Raw genomic sequence first — 23729 nt, 5'->3', positions numbered from 1 at the left:
CCGGGGCGGCGTCCAGAGGCTTGGCGCCGGACAGACCGGCGCGGCCTTGCGACCGCGCCGACAGCGGGCCGGGGGACGCCGTCCCGGCCTGTATCGTTCCGCTGGTTACTGGAACACCAGCGGCGTGCGGTCCTTCAGGCGGGACTTTGCCCCGTAGACCACGGCGCCCGCATCGGACGAACCAAAGGTGGTTTCCGCGATGCTGCGGATGTTCTGCCAGAAGGCCTTGTCATCGCGGCTGTCCGAGTGCCCGGCCTCGAAACGGACTTGGGCAACATCCTTGTAGTGGCCGCGCGGCAGAACGAAGCCGATGTCGCGGAAGGCGACATTTGTGCGGCCCATGCCCGAGCCGTTCAGCCCGACACCGGCGATGGATTCGGCGACTTTCTGGCCAAAGCGGTCGAGCAGGACGACCTTGGCGTAGAAGTGGTCGCCGTCCAGTTTCTTGCCGTTGGAGTAGCGCGAGTGGAAATGCGCCTTGCCGCTGGCATCGAGCGTGAAGCGGATCGTCACGTCCTGGTGGCTGTCCACCCAGTAGGTGCGCGTGGCGTCGAAGGGCTGTCCCGGGGTGACGGTCAGACGGTCCCCCATGCCGGCCTGTGCGCCTCCGGCGATCAGCATGATGACCGTGGCGGCAAGTGCGATGAGATGTTTCATGTCGGCTCCTTTTGCCTTGAAGTGCGCCGGGTGTTTCCGGCGGGTGCACCGAAACCTGGCCGCGGGACGGACAGTGAGGAAAGCCGCGGAACCGGACAGTTTGCAGGTTTCCGCCCTACTTTCCGGACAGGTTTCCGGTTAATGGGGGTTGAACGGTGGCGCGGGCGGGGCGGGCGAGTGCAAGCATTTCCGGAACAGGCGGACTGGCGGCGCAAGTTCGAAGCCGAGGGCTACGACGTGACCCCGGCGACCCCGGTGAGAATCGACAGCGAATTGCTGGAGATCCTGCAGGTTCGCGCCCGGGGCCGGGCCTCGGACGACGCGCTTGCGGCCTTGTCGGTCGAACGGTTCCGGAACGGCCGCATTCCACGCAAGTTCACCGACCGATGGATCCGGCGGGCGCGCGCCGGGTCAAATGTCCGTTTCGACACCGCCTATGGGCTGGCGCTCCTCCTGAACGTCGAACCGCGTGACCTGATCCTGATGGTGCCGGATACCGAGCCCGAGCCAGACACCGTTCCGGGCGACTTGCCCTTGCCGGGAGGGCGCCGGGCGGGATGGGTCGGCCACGACATCGTCGGCGATATCAGCCTGTGGATACGGATCACGACTGTCGGTGCGCTGGCGGTCGCTGTCGGCTATGCGCTGTTCGTGGAAAACTGGTTCCTCGAATTGCGGATCGCCTTTCCCGGCGCAGGGATCGGAACGGCGCTGGCCTGCGGGTACCTGTCGCGGCGCCACACCCGGTTTCCGATGCCTCTCAACCTGAGGCTGCTGTTCGGTCTTGTCTTTGGCCTGGTGACGGGGGCGGGGGCCTTCCTGGCGATCGCAGTCCGGGTGCCGCACCATCTTTGCGGCTTTCGCGATGATTGGTCGGTTCAGGTCGCGGTCGCGGCGTACCTCGTGGGTGCCGTGGCAGCCTATTCCCTTGGCCATCGCCTTGGGGGGCGTCGCCTGCGGCGCAAGGTGTATATCCTGACGCCTTTGACATTCGCCTTGCTGGTCCTCGCGATCCTTGCGGCGTGGTCCGGGTCGCCTTGCGGCGCCGCCTGATCCCTCGGTTTGCCATCACGTCCGTTGCGCTTTGGCGAGAAACGCCATGAGCGCCTCTGTCGTCTCTGCCGGGGACTGGTCGATGAAGAAATGCCCGCCGGGGATCGCGCGGGCGGCCATGTCGCCCAGCCGGTCGGCCCATGTGGCGGGCACGTCATAGGCGCGAGCCATCGCGCCATCGGCGCCGTAAAGCACAAGCGCGGGGCAGGTCACGCGGCGGTCGAGGTCTTCTGCATCATCGTGCAGGTCGTTCTCGATCGCGGCACGGTAGTCGTCGTTCATGGCGCGGCGGCAGTCCGGGTCCGCCCAGGCGGCGCGGTAGGCGGCCAGTTGGGCGGGGGCGAAATCGGACAGGTCCGCCTTGCCGAAGCCCAGCAGGCAGCGCGTGTAGAAAGCCTCGGGGTCGGCAGCGATCATGGTTTCCGGGAAGGGTTCCGGCTGGGCGAGGAAGAACCAGTGGTAATACCCCTTCGCGACCTCGTGGGTCAGTTCGGTCAGCAGGTGGTGGGTGGGCACGATGTCCATCACCGTCAGCGAGCGCACCGCCTCGGGCGCGTCCAGCGCAAGGCGATGCGCGGTGCGCGCGCCGCGATCATGCCCGACCAGGTGAAAGGTCTCATGGCCGAGGTGGCGCATCAGCGCCAGCTGGTCGCGTGCCATCTCGCGGAAACTGTAGCTGGCGACGCCCCTGGGCTTGTCGCTTTCGCCATAGCCGCGCAGGTCCGGGCACATGACGGTGAAATCGCGGGCCAGGGTGGGGGCGACCTCGGCCCACATGGCGTGGGTCTGGGGGAAACCGTGCAGCATGAGCAGGGGCGGCCCGCTGCCCGCGCTTTCATAGGCGATCCGCGTGCCGTCCAACAGGGCGCTGGCGGCGGCAAAGCCGGGGATGTCGTTGCGGAGCATGATGCCTAGTCCCCCGTTACGCAGAGGATCTCACCGCGGCCGGGGATCAGCAGGCAGGTGCCGTCTTTGCCATGCGGTTCGGCCAGGGCACCATCCACGCGGTAGAGATCAGGTCCGTCCTCGTAGACCAGATGCACCGCGATTTCGACCCGTGTGGGCGTGCCGGAGGGCCAGTAGAGCCGGTGCAGGCTGTTGTCGCGGTCAGGCCGGTCGACCAGGTCGACCGCCTGGGTACAGGGCGCATCCCGCAGCACGGCGCCCGAGGTATCGCGCAGCGTGCAGCGGGCGCTGCGCAGGGCGTCGGCCTGCAGCCCGCTGGTGCTGATCGCCTTGATTTCGCTGACCGGGTGATAGCGGGCGTAGGGCGGCAGGGTGACAAAGACGTCGTCCTCGCAATCGCCGACGGTGATGCGATAGTTGCTGTCGTAACCGCAGACCTCGACCCGGTCTCCGTCGATGCGGACCCGGCATTCCATCGGCAGGGCGCTGTAGCGAAAGCCGTAGACGGTGTCCTGGCCATCGGCGGCGTCGTAGTCCCACAGAATGCGATCCGTATCCGTGTCGGGCAGTGGCGCGAGGTCGAAGATCGAGTCCGACATGACCTTGACACTGCCGCCGCCGTGGCCGTCGTAGATCCTGCTGGGCTGGCGGAAACCGCGCAGCAGGCCGGTTTCGCAGGCCATCTGCCGTTGCACCGCCAGTTGCGGCAGGGGGCCGTCCAGACCTTCCAGCCCGATATCCCAGATCAGCGCCTGTTCGATGGTGCGGAGGTGAAACAGCTCGGTGCTGGGCGTGGCCAGGAGGTTGCCGATCAGCTCCGGGTGCATCATGGCGCCGGCCTCGAAGACACGCGGGGAATTGGCCAGTTCGACAAGGCTCAGGATGCTTTCGATGCCCAGCGTGTAGGCGCGTTTGATCTGGTCAGAGCTGTATTGCCCACCGTCGTCGATGCTGATGGAGGGGCTGTGAAAGGCCAGGTCGCCGCCGACATGCAGGATGCGGTTTTCCTCGATCGAGGTGGGGCCGGCGTGTTTGTTGCCCATCATGAAGATGATGGCGCAGATCGAATAGCAGCGAGCGCCGTCGCCGATCCGCGTCTGAACGCCCTGATCATAGACGAAGCGCGCGACCTTGATGCCCTCGGTCAGGCTGCCGCCCTCGCTGTCGAGGCAGAGGACGGGGTCCATGTCGAACCCGGTTTCCGACCAGAACATTGCCTCGCCCTTGAATGCGGCCAGCTGGTCGTATTCGCCGCCGGTGATCTGCCCGTCGAGCGTGAACGTGCAGGGGCCGTTGCCCATGGCGACGGTGGCGGCGCGGGCGCCGGGGGGCAGGGCGATGGCCAGCAGGGCGAAGGCCAAAAGCGCGGACAGGCGGATCAGGCGGGCGATGGAAAAGCGAATGGCGGACATTGGCAATGGGTCCCGATGCAGAGAAATCGGTTCAGCCTAGCACGCGGGACAGGTTTGGGCGAACAGCGCTGTATCCTGTCAGTCACGATAGCTCGGGTGGCAGAGTGTGAAACGATCAATGGTCGTCTGCGGAACCCGCATCGCCCTCAGCAGGGCGGGCGTGATCCGGTTGCCGGGCGGCGCGTTGGGCGCGATCTGGGCGTTGGCAGCCTGCACGGCGGTGCGGGTCTTGGGGCCAAGGCTGCCATCCGCGCCGTCGGCGTCGAAGCCGTAGGTGGCGAGTTTCTGCTGGACGGTCAGGACAAGCGCGGGGTGCGCCTCGTCCAGCTTGCCGCAGAGCTCGGGCGGCATGGGCAGGGCGGAGGCGGGGATCTGGAGGGGGCGGTAACTGTTGTATCGCTGTGCCGCGTGATCGCGCAAGGCCCGCAGCAGGATGGATCGGTGGGAATACTCGCGAAAGCCGAGAAAGCCGCGCTCGGTGATCCAGATGTAGAGATCTTCGAAGTCCGGCGTTTCCTTATAGCCTTCGCCGTATTCATAGGCCCATTTGACAAAGCCGATGAAGGCGCAGCCGTCATAGGCAAGGCAGGTCATGATCCGCCAGTCGGGGCCGTCATCGCGGTGTCCTGCGCAGAGGAAATTACGGCCCGCGTCGAAGGTCAGGAAGGCATCGCCCGCCATCTGGAAATTGTCGATGAGTTCATCGGACAGGCTATGGTGCCGGGCGGCAAAGCGGTTGGCGCAGAGGGCGATCAGGTCGGACCGATCCCCGGCAAAGGCAGTGGTCCGGTCGTCGAACAGGCGGACATCCTCGCTGACAAGCTGGAAGGGGGACAGGATCAGCATGTCGTCTGGCGGCGTGGCATACATGCGGTCCAGCAATCCGATGGAGACGCCTGTTTGCAGGAACAGGCGGGCGACTTCGCCGGTGGCGAGATTGGCGAGGCGAAACAGGTCGGCATGTCGGGCATTCGCGACCCGGGGATCGGATGGGTCGAGTGCAAGGATGGGCTGATGAATGCCGATACGCGACTCCAGATGGGCAAAACGGCGAGCCCCGGAATAGCCCTCGAATTCGTCAAACGCGCTGAAGAAGGCCAAGGCGCAGGCACTCTCGCAGCGGTCGCCCTTGTCGACCACGGTCACGAGGCTCCATTTCTTGATGAACCGGGCGAGGCGCATGGCCTCGGCGAGGCTGCCGCCGGGAGAGTTCAGTGACAGGATGGCGGAATGGGGACAGTTCTGGCCCGCCGGGCAAATGGCACGCAGGTGAGGTTCGGCCAGTCTGGCCAGGCGGTCCGTATCGCCCACCGTGATCGGCCCTTCGAGACGGAAGATCCGTCCGTTCAGAAAGCTCTCGGCCGCGTATTTCGAGATCTCGGTATAGGCGTTGCCCGCGCCGTCGGGCGTGAGCCCGCGCGCGTCGAACGTCGTGTTTGCGGATTTGAACCGGCTGGTGTCCTCCTGCCTTTGAAGGGGTCTTTCGCCATACGCGAAGGCCCAGCCGTCCGCGAAACTCGGTTCGGGGATGATGAATGTCACCTCGCGGTTGCCTGTCGGTCCGCGATCCAGCGTGATCGTGGCGGCAAGGGCGGGGTGGGCAAAGAGGATCAGGCAGAGAAGTCTGATAATCGGCATCGGGGAAATCCATCGTCGCAAAGGCTGTCAATAATCCCCTTCACGATGCCCCGAAGGCGCGCGCCCTGTCCACGGACAAGGCGCGCAAGGCGATCACTTGGTCCAGCGCACCTGCGCCAGAGGGTTCGCCTGGGTCGGCTGGTTGGTCCAAAGACCCTCGATCCGGGCGTCGGCGACGGTGGGGAAAGCCAGCTGGAACAGGAAGCCGTTGACGTAATCCTTGGCGATCAGCGTCTGGGCCTCGGCCAGCATGTCCGACCGTGCCGACGGATCGGTGGTGGCGTTCAGGGTTTTCATCAGGGCCTGGAACTCGGCGCTGTCATACTGGAAGTAGTAGTCGGGCCGGGCGTAGATGCCGATGTCCAGGGGCTCGGTATGGCTGACGATGGTCAGGCCAAACCCCTTGCCCTTGAACACTTCTTCCAGCCATTGCGCCCATTCCAGGTTGGTGATCTCTGCCTCGATCCCGACATTGCGCAGCTGGGCGGCGATGATCTCGCCGCCGCGACGGGCATAAGAGGGGGGCGGCAGTTTCAGTGTGGTCTTGAAACCCTCGGCATACCCCGCGTCCACCAGCAGCGTGCGCGCCCGGTCCGGGTCATAGGGCGACAGGCCGGTCAGGTCGACGTAATCGGGGTTGTGGGGCGCGAAATGCGTCCCGATGGGCGTGCCAAGGCCGAACATGGCGCCGTCGATGATCGCCTGCCGGTCGATGGCATGGGCCACCGCCTCGCGCACGCGGGGGTCGTCGAAGGGCGGTTGCTTGTTGTTCATCGCCAGGATGGTCTCACCCTCGGACGAGCCCAGCAGCACCTGGAAGCGCGCGTCGGCCTGGAACTGGGGCAGGTTTTCGGGCGCGGGATAGCCGGTAAACACGTCGATGTCCTGCGCCATCATGGCGGCAAAGGCGGCGGTCGGGTCCGAGATGAACTTGAAGGTCGCCTCCGTCAGGTGGGGCGTATCGCCCCAGTAATCGGCATTCTGCACAAGGTGGACGCTGTCGCCCTTGCGCCATTCGTCGAACCGGAACGGGCCGGTGCCGATGGGGGTCTGCTGGATGTCCTCGATGCTTTCCGGCGCCACCATGACCGCATCGCCCCAGGCGAGGTTGAACAGCAAGTTGCCGTTGGGGGCATTCAGGGACAACTCGACCGTGGCCGGGTCGATCACCCTGACCTCGGCGATATCGGAGAACAGCGCCTTTTGCGCATTGGTGCTGTCCTCGGCCCGGGCGCGGTCGAGGCTGAACTTGACGTCCTCGGCGTCGAAGGCGGTGCCATCGTGAAAGACGACGCCCTCGGCGAGGTGGAAGGTATAGGTCAGCCCGTCGTCGGAAATCTCCCAGGACCGGGCCAGGGCCGGCACGATGGCGCCATCGCCGGTGAACCGTGTCAATCCTTCGAAGACGTTGGAATACAGCACGCTGTCGATGGCCCCGGCGGCAGCAGAGGTGGGATCAAGGTGCGGCGGTTCCAGCTGGATCGCGATGGTCAGATCGGTCTGCTGGGCGAGCGCCGCGGTCCCGCCCAGCAGGGCGGCGGCGAGGGTGAGGCGGAATGTCATGTCGTTTCCCCTGTTGCTTTGACATCGAGTGTTGCGCTTTGCCGCGCGCGGTTCAAGCACGGGCTGCAAATGGCCTCTGGTTCTGCGCTGCAGCAAATGATAGGTAGGTGCGCAACTTTGTTGCGCGATAGGCGTCGGGCCTTGCCCGGTCCTTGCGCCACGCTTAGGGAGGAGGCTCAGGCGATGAGTGCAACCGCGAAGAAGAAAGCGCCGATGGCGGAGGATATCCGCGCCCGAAAGGGCGGCGCGCCGCTGGTCAGCCTGACGGCCTATACCACGCCGATGGCACAGATGATGGATGCGCATTGCGATTTCGTCCTGGTCGGCGACAGCGTGGGCATGGTGCTGCACGGGCTGCCCTCGACCCTGGGCGTGACGATGGAGATGATGATCCTGCACGGTCAGGCGGTGGCGCGGGGCCTGTCGCATGCCATGATGGTGATCGACATGCCTTTTGGCTCTTACGAGGAAAGCCCCCAGCAGGCGTTCCGCAATGCCGCGCGGCTGATGGCCGAGACGGGGGCGGGCGCGGTCAAGCTGGAAGGCGGGGTCGAGATGGCGCCGACGATTGCCTTCCTGGTGAAACGGGGCATCCCGGTCATGGCGCACGTCGGCCTGACGCCGCAGTCGATCAACACCCTGGGCGGCTACAAGGTGCAGGGGCGCGGCACGGCGGGCGAGGCCCTGATGGCCGATGCGCGCGCCGTGGCCGAGGCAGGGGCCTTTTCGGTGGTGCTGGAAAAGGTGCCGGCCTCTCTGGCCGATGCGGTGACGGAGGCGGTGCCGATCCCCACCATCGGCATCGGTGCGGGGGCCGGCTGTGACGGGCAGATCCTTGTCGTGGACGACATGTTGGGGCTCTTCACCGCCTTCAAGGCGAAATTCGTCAAACGCTACGCGACACTGGGCGCGGATGGCGAGGCGGCGATTGCCGACTACGCCCGCGAGGTGCGCGCGCGGACCTTCCCCGCGCCCGAGCATGTCTTTGGCGACGACGCGCCGGAGGACAAGGCATGATTGCGCCGATCGTCCGCAGCGTCGCAGAGCTGCGCAAGCTGACCGGCGGCTGGCACCGCGCGGGGGAAAGCATCGGCGCGGTGCCGACCATGGGCGCGCTGCATGATGGGCACCTGAGCCTTGTCGCCGCGGCCAAGGAAAGCTGCGACCGGGTGATCGTGACGATCTTTGTCAATCCAAGGCAGTTCAACAGCCGCGAGGATTACGAGAAATACCCGCGTACCGAACATGACGACGCCCGCAAGCTGGAACGCTTTGCCGTCGACGCGATCTTTGTGCCCGACGGGGACGAGATGTATCCGCAGGGCTTTTCGACCGGCGTGTCCGTATCCGGCCTGACGGATGTTCTCTGTGGCGCGTATCGGCCCGGGCATTTCGACGGTGTGGCAACCGTGGTGACAAAGCTGTTGTTGCAGACCGCCGCCGACCGGGCCTTTTTCGGCGAGAAGGACTGGCAACAGTTGCAGGTGGTGCGGCGGCTGGTGGCTGATCTGAATATCCCCTGTGACATCGTGGGTTGCCCGACCATCCGCGAAATCGACGGGCTGGCCATGTCGTCGCGCAATTTGCTGTTGTCCGACATGGCACGCGCAAGGGCGGCGGCGTTGAACGAGGCGCTGGAGGAGATGGCCGAGGGGCTGCGTGGCGGGCGTTTGGCGCAGGATCTGCGCCCCGAGGCAGAGGCGCGGCTGGCGGCGGCCGGCTTTACCGAGGTCGATTACCTGGACCTGAGAGCCAATGACGATCTGGCGCTGCTGGACCGGCCGGACCGGCCCGCGCGCCTGTTGGTCGCGGCCTGGCTGGCGGGGGTCAGGTTGATCGACAATATCGCGGTGTGACGCCGGGCGGACGCTGTTTCGCGCTGCGCGCGAAAGACGCCCCGCCCGCCGTCCCACGGGCGTCGCGCCTAGGGCAGCAACAGTTTCTCCAATGCCCTGCCCATGACCTTGGCACTGTCCAGCATATCGGTCACGCCGACCCATTCGTCGGGTTTGTGCGCCAGTTCCAGCACCCCCGGCCCGTAGGCGATGCAGTTCTGCAGCCGCCCGATGCGGTCGATGTGTTTCTGGTCGTAGGACCCGGGCGAGGCGACGTAGTCCGGCGCTTGTCCCAGCACGTCGGCGATGGCTTCGGCCACCGTTGTCACCACCGGCGCGTCCTGCGCGGTCATCGAAGGGTCGATGCGGTTGATGTCGCGGATCGCGTAGTCGAACCGGGGGCGGCGGGCCTTGAGGTCTTCGAGCAGCGAGATGACCTCGCCGCGCACCTCGTCATAGGCCTCTTCGACGAGGAACCGGCGGTCGATCACCATGCGGCAACTGTCGGGCACGTTGGGGGCGGGCAGGCCGGTGAAATCCTCCAGCTCCGCTTCGCCGCCGTGGACCGAGTTGATGTTGAGTGTCGATTGCCGCGCGGCCTCGGGCGTGACGGGCATGGCGGTTTCGCGCGTGGTCAGCGCGGGGAACAGCCGGTCCTCAAAGGCCTGCATGACGGCGCCCATGTGGCGCACGGCGCAGTCGCCGAGGAAGGGCATGGAGCCATGCGCGATCTCTCCCTTGGTCTCGATCTCGGCCCACCAGGCGCCGCGATGGCCAAGGCAGATGCGGTCCTTGTTGAGCGGTTCCGGGATGATGACGTGCTGCACGCGATCGGGTGAGAAATAGCCGAGGTGCGCCAGGTGCGCGACACCGCCGTAGCCGCCGGTTTCCTCGTCCGCCGTCCCCGAGATTTCGATGGCTCCGGCGTAATCAGGGTGCTCAGCGATGAAGCATTCCGCCGCGATGATCGAGGCGGCCAGCCCGCCCTTCATGTCGCAAGTGCCCCGGCCATAGATCCGGTCACCGTCCAGTTCGGCGCCAAAGGGATCGCGGGTCCAGCCGTGGCCGACCTCGACCACGTCGATGTGGCTGTTGAAATGCACGCAGTCGCCGGGGTCTGTGCCCTCGCGCCGGGCGATCACGTTCCAGCGCGGATACCGGTCGCTGTCCCCCGGCGCACCGGTCGCCCGGATCAGCTCGCAGGCGAAGCCCGAAGCCGCGAGGCGCTGTTGCAGCAGCTCGCAGATTTCGCGGTAGTGCCGGCCCGGCGGGTTCAGCGTGGGCAGGCGGACAAGGTCCTGGGTCAGCGCGATCAGGTCGTCGCGGGCGGCGTCGATCCGCGCAAAAAGGGAATCTGTCATGCGCAAAGTCTCTGTCGCTTGTCGCGGGGGCGCAAGGGGGCGCAGTCGCGGCAGGCGTTCAGGGCAGGTGAAGGCGCGGTGACGTGCCCAAGGGTGTGCCGCCCAGGGACACCTGTCCCTCGTCGATGTTCAGGGGCAGGTCGAGGTTGTCCTCTGCGGCGCGGACAAGGCTGTCGGCCAGCGGGGCCGGGATCAGGCCGGACTGGCGGGCGCTGTCCACCAGCGCGCCCCAGTTGCCTGCGCGCAGGGCCAACTGCCCCCTGGGGCGCCCCTGCGCGTCGATTTCCAGCAGGCCCGTGGCGTCCAGCTCTGCGCCGCCGGTGGTATAGCTGCCCTGTCGCAGGTCGATCTTTGTCGGCTGTGGCAAAGGCCCGGCAAGACTGCCAAGCCGCCAGTCGCGGTCAAAGGTGACCTCTGCCCGCAGGGCCAGCCCGTTGTCCGCCGGTGTGCCTGCAAAACCGGCGCTCATCCCGAGCCGGTAGAGACCCGGCGTGCCCGGCACCTCCAGCAGGCCCACGCGCAGGTCGGCCAGCGACAGGGTGCCCTTGCGCAACATCTCTGCTTCGAGGTTGGCGCGCAGGACAACGCCCTCGGCGTCATGGATCAGCGAGGCCCGCAAGCTGCTGCTGTGAAGGATGATGTCGCCCGAGGGCAGCGTCACGGTCTGGCTGTCGGGCCAGACCAGGATGCGGTGCCCGGGTTTGTAGGTCAGCCCGAGGACCTGAAAGACCTCGCCCTGCCAGCCGAGGCCGCGCGCGGTATCCATCAGCACGACATCGGTCAACGTGGCGTCCAGGCGGCTGGGAAAGCCGCGCACGGAAAGCGAGCCATAGTCGGCCTGCCAGCCCTCGGCGCGGCGCGCCTCGAACCAGTCGGCGATGTCCGCTTTCAGGGCCCAGGAGGAGGTCAGCCAGAGGCCCGACCAAGCCAGCCCCAGCGCCAAGGTCACGGCAAAGATCCAACGTGCCACGCGCGCCCCCCTTTTCCTGCCGCACCCGATCGTGTTTACAGGCCCTCAGCGGGAAGGACCAGAATGATGACGCTTTGGGTGTTCGGATACGCCTCACTTCTTTGGAACCCGGGGTTCCCGGTAGCGGAGCGGGTGCAGGCCCGCCTGCACGGCTATGCGCGCAGTTTCTGCATGTATTCGATCCACCATCGCGGCACTGAGGAAAAGCCGGGGCTGGTGCTGGCCCTGGACGAACAGGAAGACGCCTGCTGCGACGGGCTGGCCCTGCGCGCCGCGCCGGGCAGCGAGGAAGAGACGCTGGCCTATCTGCGCGAACGCGAGCTGGTGTCCTCCGCCTACCTGGAAAAGAGGCTGGAACTGAGCCTGACCGACGGGCGACACGTCGAGGCGGTGGCCTATGTGATCGACCCGCATCACGTCCAGTATTGCCACCTGGCGCTGGAAGAACAGGCGCGGCTGATCGCGCGGGCGCATGGTGGGCGCGGGCCGAACACGGAATACCTGTATAACACCGCCGCCCACCTGGACGAGATCGGCGTGCCGGACGCGGATCTGCACTGGCTGGTGCGCGAGGTAAAGGCCTTGTCGCGGGGCGACTAGCAGGGGCAGGGGGCGCTGCCCGCCTCGGCCTTCGGCCTTGCCCCCCCAGGGGTATTTTTACAAAGAAGAAGCCGCGCCTGCGGGTCAGGACGCCAGGCGGCGCGCCTGCATGACGGCGGGGGCGATCAGGGCGAGGTGGCGGTCCCAGCTGCCGCAGCACCCGCCCCAGATGTCGGCCTGCGGAAAGCGGCGTGCGAGGTCGCCCATCTGTTGGCCGAGTTCCTGCGGGTCGCCTTCTTCGAGGTGGTTGAGCTTGCAAAGCGCGATCTTGTCCATCGCGGCGGCATTGGGGCGAAAGCTGCGCAGGCGGTCCTGCCAGGCGCCCGCCTCCAGCGCCGGTTCGAATTCCAGCGGGTGGGAACAGTTCACACCGTAGCTGTCGGGCTGCGCGTCCGGGCCGCTGTGGGCATCCGTCTGGACCACCGCATCGGCCAGGCTGGGTCCGGCGCGCAGGCGGTGATCCTCGGTCAGGGTGAAGGAAATGTTGACCGGGATGCCGGCGGTTGCGGCGGCGCGCGAGATGCCCACCGCCTCGGGCACGTTGTTGATCGTCGCGGCCCAGATCAGGTCGACACCGTCGCGGGCATAGGTGGTGATCTGTTGCGCGTGGTAGTCCTCGGCCTCATCCGCCGTGATGGCGCGGTTGAGAGCATAGGCGTCGCCGCGCGGCCCCAGAATGCCGGCGATGCGGATCTCGGGGATCTGGCCCTTGTAGGGCGCGCTGACCTCGCGCAGGAAGGCGATGTTGCGCAACTGGATCTCTTCCAGCGCGGCGCTGTCGTAGCCTACCAGCCCGGCCCAGTCGGCGCTGGCGCGATAGTCCAGCCCGGCGAGCAGCGCGCAGCCGCCAGAGGCGGCGATCCGGTCCAGCAGGCGGCGGTACATGTCGTGCGTGACCTGCATGGCGCGTGGATTGTCCAGCAGGGTGAAGGCGCAGAAATGATCGAATTCGAAGCCGTGGCGAAACATAAGCTCGGTCTCGGTGCCACCCTCGGTGAACCAGGGCAGGCCATCGGGGTGCTGGGGAAAGAGGGGAGGCATGGCCGGTCTCCTTTCGGGGCTGTCCGGGGATGGTCAAAGCCTGCCCGTGGCAGGACGGTCGGTCTACTGTACTTGGGGTACAGTGACGCAGGCGGTCCCTTGCGGTAAGTTCGGGGGAAAGGAGCCGACCGATGTCCTTCATCAAGCCGCGCAGCACCGAAACCACCCGCGACCGCCTGCTGACCGCTGCCGAGATGGCGATCCTGGACAAGGGCTTTGCCGCCACGTCGATCGAGGAGCTGATCGCCGAGGTGGGCATCACCAAAGGCGGGTTCTTTTACCACTTCAAGGACAAGAGCGCGCTGATCGAGGCCATCCTGAAACGCCATCTGGGCGCGGAGGAGGCCTGGCTGGACGAGCTTTTCGCCCGCGCCGCCGAGCAGAGCGAGGACCCGCTGGGGCAGTTCCTGGCCTTTCTGCGGCTGCTGCGCGCACAGATGGAGGCACTGCCGGACGTGCATCCTGGCTGTCTGATCGCGGCGACCTGTTTCCAGGAGCGGCTGTTCACCCAGACGGTCCATGACCTCGCCCAGCAGAACCTGTTGAGCTGGCGGCGTCGGTTCCATGCCCGCCTGGCCGAGATTGCGCGCGGTCGCCCGCTTCGGCAGGAGATCGACCTGGAGGCTCTGGCCGACATGCTGGTCGTGCTGGTGGACGGGGCGATCATCCTGTCCAAGACCGTCCGCGAGAAAGAGGCGCTGCCCCGGCAGATCGCCCTTTACGAGGTCTTTGTCTCGGGGCTTTTCACCGAGGCAGGCTGACTGTTGCCCAAAGCGCGGGTTTTCCGGGGCATAGGCGCGGAATTGCTCATAACTTCTTGGCTCTGTGGCCTTAAACCCCTAGGTATAGCACAAGAGAACAAGCGTCAGGTGTCCGATGGATCAGCCCGACCTCGAGGCCGAGCCACATTTCAGTCAGCCCTTCCGTCAGGTGATCCTCATGCTGGCGGTGCTGGGCTTGTCCGGCTTTGGCGGGTTTCTGGCCCTGCCGCGCGTTCTGCCGGTGTTCCAGTCGAACCCCTATCTGAACGGTTTCATCCTGGTCGTCTTTGTCGTCGGTGTGCTGGCCTGTTTCTGGCAGGTGGCGCAACTGATGGTGTCCGTGCGCTGGATCGAACGGTTCACGGCGCGCGGCGACCAGGGCGTGCGCGCCACGCCGCCGCGGCTGCTGGCGCCTCTGGCCGCGCTCTTGCGGTCGCGTCGGGACAAGCGGATGCAGATCACGGCGACCTCGACCCGGTCGATCCTCGACTCCGTGGCGCAGCGGATCGACGAGGCGCGCGAGATCACGCGTTACATCGTGTCCCTGCTGATCTTCCTCGGCCTTCTGGGGACGTTCTACGGGCTGGCGACCGTGGTGCCCGCGCTGGTCGAAACGATCCAGAGCCTTGCGCCGCAAGAGGGGGAAACCGGCACCGCCGCCTTTGCCCGCCTGATGTCGGGGCTGGAAGGCCAGCTTGGCGGCATGGGCGTGGCCTTTGCCAGTTCGCTGCTGGGGTTGGCCTGTTCGCTGGTTGTCGGGCTGCTGGAACTTTTCGCGGGACACGGTCAGAACCGCTTTTACCGCGAGCTTGAGGAATGGCTGTCCTCGATCACCCGTCTGGGCTTTTCTCATGACGGCGAGGGACCGGACCTTGGCCCGGCGGGGCTGGTTCTGGACCAGATGGCCGAGCAGATGGACCGGCTGCAATACCTGTTCGCCGAAGCGGAACAGGGCCGGTCCGAGGTCGATACCCGGCTGGCGCAACTGGCCGACAGCGTCGAACGCCTGACCGAACGGATCGAGGCGACCTCGCCCTCAGCTTCGTCGCTGGCACGGATCGCAGAGGGGCAGGAACTGCTGGCCCAGGCGATCCGCGAAAAGGAAAGTGACGAGGGGCTGGACGCCGAAAGCCGGATGCGGCTGCGGTCGATCGACGTACAGATGCTGCGCATCCTCGAAGAAATCAGCGCGGGCCGGCAGGAAAGCATGGCCGAACTGCGGACCGACCTTGCGGCGCTCTCACGTTCGCTGGGGACGACGCGCAACATCCGGCCCCGCGGGGACGGGTGACGCATGGCCCTGTCGCGACGCACGGGTGCGCGCTTTCAGGCCTCGATCTGGCCGGGCTTCGTGGATGCGATGACGGGGCTTCTGCTGGTCCTGACCTTTGTCCTGTCGATCTTCATGGTCATGCAATTCGTCCTGAACGAGACGATCTCGGGGCAGGAAACCGAACTCGACACGCTCAGCGCGGAACTCAGCGCCCTGTCCAAGGCGCTGGGCGTCGAACGGACCCGCGCAACCCGGCTGGAGACCGAGCTTGGCCGCATGACCTCGACTCTCAGCGACCGGGACCTGCAACTGGCCGAACAGCAGACCATCATCGAAAGCCTGACCGCGACCCGCGACCGTCAGGCCGATCAACTTGCCGCCGCCGCCACGCGCATCGCAACCTTCGAGGAGCGGGTTGCCACCCTTTTGCTGGAACGGGATGAGGCGCGCGACGAGGTGCAGGACCTGACCGTCGCCCGCGACGCCCTGGCAGAGGAACGCGACGAACTGGCCGATGAACGCGATGCGCTGACCGCCGCGCTGGCCACGGCCCGGACCGAGATCGACGAACAGGCCGAGGCAGCCCGGCTGGCCGCCGCCCGGCGCGAGGCGATGGAGGCGCTGATCACCGATCTGCGTGCCCGCAACGCCGACCGTGACGCGCGCATTGCCACGCTGACCGCCGATCTCGACGAGGCCGAAAAGGCCCTGACCGAAGAGGAACAGGCCAAGCTGGCCGAGGCCGAGGCCGCCGCCGCCCTGCGCAAACGGCTGGAAGAGGCGGATGCCGAACTGACCGCCATGACGCTGGCGCTGGAACAGGAACGGGCCCGCGCCGAGGAGACCCTGACCCTGCTGGCAGCGGCACGCGAGGCGGAAAAGGACCTGAACGCGCAACTGGCGGCGGCGTTGCTGGCCGGAAAACAACAGGGAGACGACCTGCAATCGCGGATCGACGCGCTGGAGGCGCAACTGGCCGAGGCGCGCCGAAACGAAACCCGCCTGAACGCGCAACTGGCGGACCTCAAGGATGAAAGCGCGCTGGAGGCGCAGCGGCTCAAGGCGCGTATCGACGAGGCGACCGCGCGGATCGCCCGGCTGGAGGCCGACCTCGACGAGGCCGCCAAGGCCGGTGAAAAATTGACCGCCGGGCTTGGCCCCACCGAGGCACCGCCCGCAACGCTGCAGACCCAGGTCGATGCGGCACTGGCCCGTATCACCGAACTGGAAGCGGCCCTGTCGCAAGCCCGTCAGGACGAGGCCAAGCTGAACGAGGAACTGGCCGTGGCGCTTGCCGATGGCGAGCGTGAGGCCCGCGCCCTGCAAAGCCGCATCGACGCGGCGCTGGCGCGGATTTCCGAACTTGAGGAAACGCTGGCCGATGCGCGGGCGCAGGGGGCCCAGACCGACAGCCGCCTTGCGGGGCTGCGCGGCGACCTGACCGAGGCGCTCAAGGCGCAGCGCGATGCCGAACAGGCGCTGGCACGTGAATCGGCGGCGCGCACCCTGGCCGAGCGTGCCCTGAAGGACGCACAGGCAGAGGCTGCAGCGCGGTCCTCGCGACTGACGGATCTTTCCGCGCAACTGGCGCAGGCGCTGGCGCGGCTGGCCGAGGCAGAGGCGCTTCGGACCGAATTGGAGGCGCTGCAGGCCCGCAACGAATCCCTGGTTTCAGACCTGTCGGTGGCCGAGGGGCAGGCCGATGACCGCGCCGCAGCCCTCAAGGAACTCCGGGCAGAGCGTGACCGTCTGGACGCGGCACTGACCCGTGCGCGCGGCGATGTGGGCGATGCGCGGGGCGCCGTGGCCTCTTTGCAGGACCAGGTGGCCGCGTTGGAGGCGCAGTTGGCCCAGGCGCAGGGACGTGTGGCCGAACGGACCGAGTTGATCGAAGGACTGCGCGGCCAGGTTGCCCAGGTCCAGGCGCAGCTGGATTCAGCCCTGAAAAGGGTCGAGGACCGTGGCGACCGGATCGACCGCCTGCAAACTGAGAATGCGGATTTGTCTGCGCGCCTGGCCCGGCTGGGCGGCGAAGCGGCGGAACAGGATGCCGAGGTTGCCGCGTTGCAGGCGACGAACACGCGCTTGTCGGCGGACCTCGACGCGGCGCGCGCGCGGGCAACAGAGCGCGACGCCCAGATGGCGCGGCTGCAGCAGGATTTGGCGCAGGCCGAAGCCCGGGCCGAGGACCGCACCGCCGAGGCCGCCGAACTGGAGGTCTTGCGCGGGGAACTGGCGCAGGTGCGCACCCGGCTGGAGGCCGCGCAGGCGCGCGCGGCGCAGGGGCTGACCCGTGTCATTTCGCTCGAAGCCGAGAACGCCGATCTTGGCCGCCGTTTGGCGGAGGCCGATGGCCGAGGCGCGGCCAGGGACGCGGAACTGGACCTGCTCAAGGGCCGGATCGACCGGATCTCGGCCGAGCTTGAGGCCCTGCGGTCTCGCGACGCGCGGCGCGACGCGGTGATCGCGGAGTTGCGCCAGCAATTGGCGGAGGCCGAGGCCCGGGCTGCCGAGCAGAGCGACGATACCCGCACGCTGGAGGAAAAGCTGGCCGCCGCGCTGGCCGCGCGCATGGCCGCCGAGACCACCGTCGCGGAAACGCGGGACCGGCTTGCCTCGGCGCTGGCGGCGCAGGAGGCGGCAGAGGTCAAGCTGGAGGCACGCCTGGACGAGGTGGAAGAACGCCAGATCCTGCTGAACACGGCGCGCGAGAAGCTGGCCCAGACAGAGGAGCGTGCGACCAAGGCGGAACTGCAGGTCGAGGCGCTGAACCAGAACGTGGCTGAACTGCGCCGCCAGTTGAGCGATTTGCAGGCGCTGCTGGACGACTCCAAGGCCCGCGATGCGGCGGCGGAGGTTCGGCTGCAGAACCTCGGGTCGGAACTGAACGCGGCAATTGCCCGGGTGGCACAGGAAGAACGCCGCCGCCGCCTGGCCGAAGAGGCGCGCCGCAAGGCCGAAGAGGAAAAGCGCAAACTGGAAGAGGAGCGGGCCAAGCGGCTGGAAGCCGAGAAGAAGGACCTGGAAAGCTACCGGTCCGAGTTTTTCGGCAAGCTGCGGTCGGTTGTCGGGGACCGCGAGGGCATCCGGATCGAGGGCGACCGTTTCGTGTTCTCGTCAGAGGTCCTGTTCGAGGTCGGTTCGGCCGATCTGTCGGCGGCGGGACGCCGCGAGATCGAGAAGGTCGCCCAGATCCTGTTCGACATCTCCGAGGATATTCCCAAGGGCATCGACTGGGTGATCCGGGTGGACGGTCACACCGACAGCCAGAAGATCCGACCGGGCGGCGACTTTGCGGACAACTGGGAGCTCAGCCAGGCGCGGGCGCTGTCGGTGGTGCGCGACATGATCGACAATTACGGCATTCCGCCAAACCGGCTGTCGGCCAACGGCTTTGGCGAGTTCCAGCCGATCGACCCGGCGGATACGCCAGAGGCGCGCGCCAGGAACCGGCGTATCGAGCTGAAACTGACGGAACGCTGATCACCGGGCGGCCAAGCGCGTTGCAACGCGCTTGCGTTGCGCTCAATTCGTGACGGTCACATGCGCGAACCGGTGTGCGATCACCGTGCCGTCGCGGGTCAGCCTGGCGCGGCCGAGGTACTCGCCGGCTGGCCAGCCCGTGGGCGGCGCCTTGCGGCCCAGGGCGCGCATCTGGCTGGCCTGGTCGCTGTCGAGCGTGATGGCCCGGCGAAACAGTTCCGTTCCGGCAGGGCCTTCCGCTGAAATCGTCAGGACGTCGCCGGGGTGGGCATATCCTGCGTGCGCATAGACGACCAGTGCCGCGTCCGGGGGCAGCGTTTCGCGCCGGGCAGAGCCGTCGCCCACGGCCCGTAATGTCGGCACCGCATCCGAGAAACCGGCGGTGACGAGCCCGGTGCTGGTGTAGGCGGGCGGCTCGGCCCAAAGGGTCGGGCCGGGATCGCCACAGGTGCCCGTGGCCTCGGGGCGGAAGGGGTCGACCACCTTGCCTTGGCGCAAGAGGGTCAGGTGCACATGGGGGTGATTTGTCTGGCCCGACAGGCCGACGAAGCCCAGGGGATTACCGGGCTGTACCAGGTCACCGGGCGCGACCGAGACAGAGCCCCGTCGCAAGTGGCAATAGAGCGTCTGCCAGCCTTCGCCGTGATCGACCAGCACCGCGTTGCCGCAGGCGTTTTCCGAGGTGACACCGCGCATCAGCCGGTCATCGGGCATCGAATCCCGGATGCGCTTGACCACGCCGGGCGCTGCGGCCAGCACCGACACGCCCTCACCGATGGCGCCGAAGTCGAGCAGGGCGAAATCCGTGCCCTTGTGCCCGTCACGCGAATTGATGCCGCAGGCAAAATCCCTGTGGCGCCCGTGGGCGGGGTCGTTGTCGACGTAATCCTCGATGAAACAGGTTTCGCCCAGCGTGCAGTCCAGCGGCACCGCAAGGCGAAAATCCTCCGCCCCGGCAGGCGGGACGGAGGAGATCAGGGCCAGCGCGGCCGCGGTGGCGGCGCGCGCAAAGGTCATTCCGCGGTCAGAAGCGGCGGTTTCTTGGAGCCGAGGCGCGGGTTGTCCGGACCGCTAAGGTCGAGGAAGAGCTCTCCGTCGCGGACCGAGACCTTGACGATTCCACCTTTGGTCAGCTTGCCAAAGAGGAGCTCCTCGGCCAGCGGCTTCTTGATGTGCTCCTGGATCACGCGGCCCAACGGGCGGGCGCCCATCTTGTCGTCGTAGCCCTTGTCCGCCAGCCATTCTGCGGCGGGCTTGGTCAGTTCGATGGTCACGTTGCGATCCATCAACTGCGCCTCGAGCTGCAGCACGAACTTCTCGACAACCTGCAGGATCGTGTCCTTGGGCAGCGGCGCAAAGCTGATCACCGCGTCCAGGCGGTTGCGGAATTCCGGCGTGAAGGTCCGCTCGATCGCGGCCGTGTCCTCGCCCTCGCGGCGGTCGCGGCCAAAGCCGATGGCCGCCTTGGCCTGTTCGGTCGCTCCGGCGTTCGAGGTCATGATCAGGATCACGTTGCGGAAATCCACCGTGCGCCCGTTGTGATCGGTCAGCGAGCCGTGGTCCATGACCTGCAACAGGATGTTGTAGACATCCGGGTGCGCCTTCTCGATCTCGTCCAGCAGCAGCACGCAGTGCGGGTGCTGGTCTACGCCGTCGGTCAGCTGACCGCCCTGGTCAAAGCCGACATAGCCCGGAGGCGCACCGATCAGGCGGCTGACCGCGTGTTTCTCCATGTACTCCGACATGTCGAAACGCAGCAGTTCCACGCCCAGCGTATCCGCCAGTTGCTTGGCCACCTCGGTCTTGCCGACGCCGGTCGGGCCTGCGAACAGGTAGTTGCCGATGGGCTTTTCCGGTTCGCGCAGTCCGGCGCGGGCCAGCTTGATCGCCGACGACAGCGCCGTAATGGCGGCATCCTGGCCGAAGACCACGCGCTTGAGCGTGTTTTCCAGGTCCTTGAGCACCTCGGCGTCGTCCTTGGAGACGTTTTTCGGGGGAATGCGGGCGATCTTGGCCACGACTTCCTCGATCTCCTTGGTGCCGATGGACTTGCGCCGCTTGGAGGCGGCGACCAGATGCTGCGCCGCACCGGCCTCGTCGATCACGTCGATGGCCTTGTCGGGCAGCTTGCGGTCATTGATGTAGCGCGCCGAGAGTTCGACGGCGGTCTTGATCGCGTCGCCGGTGTATTTGACGCTGTGATGCTCCTCGAAATAGGGCTTCAGACCCTTGAGAATCTTGACGGTGTCATCCACCGACGGCTCGTTCACGTCGATCTTCTGGAACCGGCGCGACAGGGCGCGGTCCTTCTCGAAGTGCTGGCGGAACTCCTTGTAGGTGGTCGATCCCATCGTGCGCAGCTTGCCGCCCTGAAGCGCGGGCTTCAGCAGGTTGGAGGCGTCCATAGCGCCGCCGGACGTGGCCCCGGCGCCGATCACAGTATGGATCTCGTCGATGAAGAGCACCGCGTCGGGATGTTCCTCAAGCTCCTGCACGACGGCCTTGAGCCTTTCCTCGAAGTCGCCGCGATACCGCGTGCCGGCCAGCAGCGCGCCCATGTCGAGCGAATAGATGGTCGCCTCGGAGAGAACCTCTGGGACTTCGCCCGAGACGATCTTGCGTGCCAGCCCCTCGGCTATGGCGGTCTTGCCCACGCCGGGATCACCGACCAGCAGCGGGTTGTTCTTGCGCCGACGGCAGAGCACCTGAATGCAGCGCTCGACCTCGGCATTGCGGCCGATCAGCGGATCCACCTCCCCGTCACGCGATTTGGCGTTCAGGTCGACGCAATATTTCGCGAGTGCCGATTCCTTGTCCGAGCCGGGCGCTGCGGCCTCTGCCTGCTGGGTTTCTTCCTCGGCCTCGGTGGCGCCCTGGACGGGCCGCGCTTCGCCGTAGGCGGGGTTCTTGGCGACGCCATGGGCGATGAAATTCACCGCGTCGTAGCGCGTCATGTCCTGTTCCTGCAGGAAGTAGGCGGCATTCGATTCGCGTTCGGCGAAGATCGCGACCAGGACGTTGGCGCCGGTCACTTCGGTCCGGCCCGAGGACTGGACGTGGATCGCCGCGCGCTGGATGACCCGCTGGAAGGCCGCGGTCGGCACCGCCTCGGACCCTTCGACATCGGTCACGAGGTTCGACAGATCGTCGTCGATGAATTCGACCAGCGTGGTGCGCAGCTCCTCGGTATCGACCGAGCAGGCCTTCATCACGCGGGAGGCATCCGGTTCGTCGATCAGCGCAAGAAGAAGGTGTTCAAGCGTGGCGAATTCATGGCTGCGAGAGTTCGCCAACGCCAGCGCCGAATGAATTGCCTGCTCAAGTGTGTTCGAGAATGAAGGCACGGGAGTGCTCCTCTTGTCTGCGCCGATCCGTGAGGATCAGCATTGCCTCATAGTGTTAAAGTTTGGTCGATTGCGGCCACTCTTCAAGTTTTTTCTCAAGGTTCCTGCATCACTTTTGGACAAACGGGCGAAACCTGCCGTGTGCGTGATCAGAACCGGTCCTTGCGCGCGCGCACCTCTGCAAAGACCTCTGCATCCGTTCCGCCCGGCAGGCCGACGGCCGATTTCACGCTGTCGGTGGTGGCACGGAGGAAGGGATTTGTTTCAAGTTCGACCGACAGCGGCACCTGTGCGGTGGGCCGCCCTTCGGCGCGGGCTGCGTCGATCTCCCGCTTTCGAGAGATAAGGGTTTCGTTCTCCGGTTCAATGGTCAGCGCGAAGGCCGCGTTGGCCGAGGTGTATTCATGCCCCGAGTATACCACGGTTTCCGGCGGCAAAGAGGCCAGCTTTTCCAGACTATCCCACATCATCTGAGGCGTGCCTTCAAAGACGCGGCCGCATCCAAGCGCCATCAGGCTGTCGGCGGTAAAGACGGCGCCGCCCTCGGGGTAATAATAGGCGATGTGCCCCAGCGTATGACCCGGAACGGCGATCACCTCGCAGCGTCCCTCGCCGGTGCCGCCAGAGAAACCGGGCTCCAGCGCCATGTCCAGTTTTGGCAATTTGCCCTCTTCGGCCTTTGGTCCCATGACCGGGCAGCCGTATTTCTCGCGCAGTTGGGCAACCCCGTCGACGTGGTCGTGATGATGGTGCGTGATCATGATGACGCCCAGCGACCAGCCGCGCGCCTCCAGCGCCTCGATAATTGGGCCGGCCTCGGGGGCGTCGATGAGGGCCACGCCGTCGGGGCCGTGGACAAGATAGGCGTAGTTGTCCTTGAGGCAGGGGACGGTCACGATGTCGAGGGGCATGGTCTTTCCTTCGCGGCTTTGTCAGGATGCGCTCAACGTCAGAGTGGCGCATCAGGGCTGGGGTATCAATGCATCTGGATGTGCAGGTGTTGCGCGATTTCTACTACCGCAGTGCGCTGGGGCGCGCGGCGCAAAAGATCCTGCGCACCCAGGTCCAGCAATTCTGGCCCGAGACACAGGGCCAGACGGTGGTGGGCTATGGGTTCGCCGTGCCCATGCTGCGCCCGTACCTGAAGGAGTCGCGCCGGGTTGTCGCCCTGATGCCCGCGCCGCAGGGGGTCATGACCTGGCCCGCCGGAATGCCCAATGTCTCGGTGCTCAGCGAAGAGACGCTCTGGCCGCTGGAGACGGGACACACCGACCGGCTGATTCTGATGCACGGGCTGGAAACCTCTGAACGGCCCTCGGACCTGCTGGACGAGGCGTATCGCGTGCTGGGGCCGGGGGGCAGGGCGCTTTTTATCCTGCCGAACCGGGCGGGGATCTGGGCGCGGGCGGATCACACGCCGTTCGGCTATGGCCGGCCTTATTCGCTTGGCCAGCTCGAGGCACAGCTGAAGCGCCATGATTTCGTCCCCGAGGCGCATGTCTCGGTCCTGTACCAGCCGCCATCGACCCGCCGGTTCTGGATGAAGACAGGACCGGTCTGGGAACGGATGGGCCGCGCGGTGCCCGTGACCGCGGGGGGCGTCATGATAGTAGAGGCCTCGAAGCGGCACCCGCCGTCGCGCCGGGAGGTGGGCGAGGCCGCCAAGGTTCTCAACCCGCTGGAGGTGCTCAGCCCGGCGGGCAAGGCCAAGCCGGTCTGAGAGACCGTCAGAGGAGGGGGTGGGAGCCGGATTCTGACGTGCTCGGCCCTTTTCGGGGCCCAAAGTCTCTCAGACCTGCGGCAAATGCGGTCAGAGGGGGCCAAAACTGCCC

Annotated in this window: 19 protein-coding genes; 8 read left to right on the top strand and 11 right to left on the bottom strand. The window is 66.5% G+C overall.

Going from position 1 to position 23729, the window contains the following annotated elements; all coding sequences use genetic code 11:
* Positions 1-105 precede the first annotated feature (105 nt).
* Positions 106-657 (bottom strand): hypothetical protein, encoded by a 552-nt coding sequence (locus KZZ07_RS09105; protein WP_219513658.1) that lies wholly within the window; start codon positions 655-657, stop codon positions 106-108.
* A 177-nt stretch (positions 658-834) separates the two neighbouring features.
* On the opposite strand from KZZ07_RS09105, the gene KZZ07_RS09100 reads away from it, so the two are divergent.
* Positions 835-1710, top strand: a complete 876-nt coding sequence (locus tag KZZ07_RS09100) for a hypothetical protein (RefSeq protein WP_219513657.1) — start codon at positions 835-837, stop codon at positions 1708-1710.
* Between the two features lie 15 nt (positions 1711-1725).
* Here the strand turns inward: KZZ07_RS09100 and KZZ07_RS09095 are convergent, their stop codons facing one another.
* From KZZ07_RS09095 to KZZ07_RS09080, 4 genes are all read right to left on the bottom strand, one after another.
* On the bottom strand, positions 1726-2616 hold the full coding sequence (locus tag KZZ07_RS09095; protein ID WP_219513656.1) for an alpha/beta fold hydrolase: 891 nt from the start codon (positions 2614-2616) through the stop codon (positions 1726-1728).
* Positions 2617-2621: 5 nt separating this feature from the next.
* Entirely contained in the window at positions 2622-4028 is a 1407-nt protein-coding gene (locus tag KZZ07_RS09090; RefSeq protein ID WP_219513655.1) for a hypothetical protein, read from the bottom strand.
* A 78-nt stretch (positions 4029-4106) separates the two neighbouring features.
* Positions 4107-5666 (bottom strand): peptidoglycan-binding protein, encoded by a 1560-nt coding sequence (locus KZZ07_RS09085; protein WP_219513654.1) that lies wholly within the window; start codon positions 5664-5666, stop codon positions 4107-4109.
* A gap of 93 nt (positions 5667-5759) precedes the next feature.
* Positions 5760-7229 carry an ABC transporter substrate-binding protein gene (locus tag KZZ07_RS09080; RefSeq protein WP_219513653.1) on the bottom strand — a complete coding sequence of 490 codons (1470 nt, stop codon included), beginning with the start codon at positions 7227-7229 and terminating at the stop codon, positions 5760-5762.
* Positions 7230-7412: 183 nt separating this feature from the next.
* On the opposite strand from KZZ07_RS09080, the gene panB reads away from it, so the two are divergent.
* The gene (gene panB, locus KZZ07_RS09075) at positions 7413-8246 is read left to right on the top strand and encodes a 3-methyl-2-oxobutanoate hydroxymethyltransferase (RefSeq protein WP_219513652.1); all 834 of its coding nucleotides are present in this window, start codon (positions 7413-7415) and stop codon (positions 8244-8246) included.
* On the top strand, positions 8243-9085 hold the full coding sequence (panC, locus tag KZZ07_RS09070) for a pantoate--beta-alanine ligase (protein ID WP_219513651.1): 843 nt from the start codon (positions 8243-8245) through the stop codon (positions 9083-9085). The genes panB and panC overlap by 4 nt, the downstream gene beginning before the upstream one ends.
* 68 nt (positions 9086-9153) lie before the next feature.
* On the opposite strand, the gene KZZ07_RS09065 is transcribed toward panC, so the two are convergent.
* Together KZZ07_RS09065 and KZZ07_RS09060 are read right to left on the bottom strand one after the other, a co-directional pair.
* Positions 9154-10425 carry an acetylornithine deacetylase/succinyl-diaminopimelate desuccinylase family protein gene (locus KZZ07_RS09065; RefSeq protein WP_219513650.1) on the bottom strand — a complete coding sequence of 424 codons (1272 nt, stop codon included), beginning with the start codon at positions 10423-10425 and terminating at the stop codon, positions 9154-9156.
* Positions 10426-10483: 58 nt separating this feature from the next.
* Positions 10484-11395, bottom strand: a complete 912-nt coding sequence (locus tag KZZ07_RS09060; RefSeq protein ID WP_219513649.1) for a DUF2125 domain-containing protein — start codon at positions 11393-11395, stop codon at positions 10484-10486.
* A 66-nt stretch (positions 11396-11461) separates the two neighbouring features.
* Here KZZ07_RS09060 and KZZ07_RS09055 point away from each other — a divergent pair, with 66 nt between their 5' ends.
* Positions 11462-11995 (top strand): gamma-glutamylcyclotransferase, encoded by a 534-nt coding sequence (locus KZZ07_RS09055; protein WP_219513718.1) that lies wholly within the window; start codon positions 11462-11464, stop codon positions 11993-11995.
* An 84-nt stretch (positions 11996-12079) separates the two neighbouring features.
* Here KZZ07_RS09055 and KZZ07_RS09050 read toward each other — a convergent pair whose 3' ends face one another.
* The gene (locus tag KZZ07_RS09050) at positions 12080-13036 is read right to left on the bottom strand and encodes a homocysteine S-methyltransferase family protein (RefSeq protein WP_219513648.1); all 957 of its coding nucleotides are present in this window, start codon (positions 13034-13036) and stop codon (positions 12080-12082) included.
* A 131-nt stretch (positions 13037-13167) separates the two neighbouring features.
* Between KZZ07_RS09050 and KZZ07_RS09045 the strand changes: the two genes are divergently transcribed.
* The 3 genes from KZZ07_RS09045 (at position 13168) to KZZ07_RS09035 (ending at position 18553) form a co-directional block, all read left to right on the top strand.
* Positions 13168-13797, top strand: coding sequence for a TetR/AcrR family transcriptional regulator (locus tag KZZ07_RS09045; RefSeq protein ID WP_219513647.1), 630 nt, complete (start codon positions 13168-13170; stop codon positions 13795-13797).
* Positions 13798-13912: 115 nt separating this feature from the next.
* Positions 13913-15088 (top strand): biopolymer transporter ExbB, encoded by a 1176-nt coding sequence (locus KZZ07_RS09040; RefSeq protein WP_219513646.1) that lies wholly within the window; start codon positions 13913-13915, stop codon positions 15086-15088.
* 3 nt (positions 15089-15091) lie between these two features.
* Positions 15092-18553, top strand: a complete 3462-nt coding sequence (locus KZZ07_RS09035; protein WP_219513645.1) for a peptidoglycan -binding protein — start codon at positions 15092-15094, stop codon at positions 18551-18553.
* A gap of 42 nt (positions 18554-18595) precedes the next feature.
* Here KZZ07_RS09035 and KZZ07_RS09030 read toward each other — a convergent pair whose 3' ends face one another.
* From KZZ07_RS09030 to gloB, 3 genes are all read right to left on the bottom strand, one after another.
* Positions 18596-19570 (bottom strand): M23 family metallopeptidase, encoded by a 975-nt coding sequence (locus tag KZZ07_RS09030; protein ID WP_219513644.1) that lies wholly within the window; start codon positions 19568-19570, stop codon positions 18596-18598.
* The gene (clpA, locus tag KZZ07_RS09025) at positions 19567-21897 is read right to left on the bottom strand and encodes an ATP-dependent Clp protease ATP-binding subunit ClpA (RefSeq protein WP_219513643.1); all 2331 of its coding nucleotides are present in this window, start codon (positions 21895-21897) and stop codon (positions 19567-19569) included. Before clpA ends, KZZ07_RS09030 begins: the two co-directional genes overlap by 4 nt.
* 149 nt (positions 21898-22046) lie before the next feature.
* Positions 22047-22808 carry a hydroxyacylglutathione hydrolase gene (gloB, locus tag KZZ07_RS09020; RefSeq protein WP_219513641.1) on the bottom strand — a complete coding sequence of 254 codons (762 nt, stop codon included), beginning with the start codon at positions 22806-22808 and terminating at the stop codon, positions 22047-22049.
* Between the two features lie 68 nt (positions 22809-22876).
* Here gloB and KZZ07_RS09015 point away from each other — a divergent pair, with 68 nt between their 5' ends.
* A complete protein-coding gene (locus KZZ07_RS09015; protein ID WP_219513639.1) occupies positions 22877-23617 on the top strand; it encodes a methyltransferase domain-containing protein in 741 nt (246 codons plus the stop codon).
* Positions 23618-23729: the final 112 nt, after the last annotated feature.

This window comes from Mameliella sp. CS4 (genome assembly GCF_019392335.1).
Taxonomy (GTDB): Bacteria; Pseudomonadota; Alphaproteobacteria; order Rhodobacterales; family Rhodobacteraceae; genus Antarctobacter.
The sequence above is the reverse complement of the archived record's forward strand: the minus strand, read 5'-3'. Positions and strand labels throughout refer to the sequence as shown.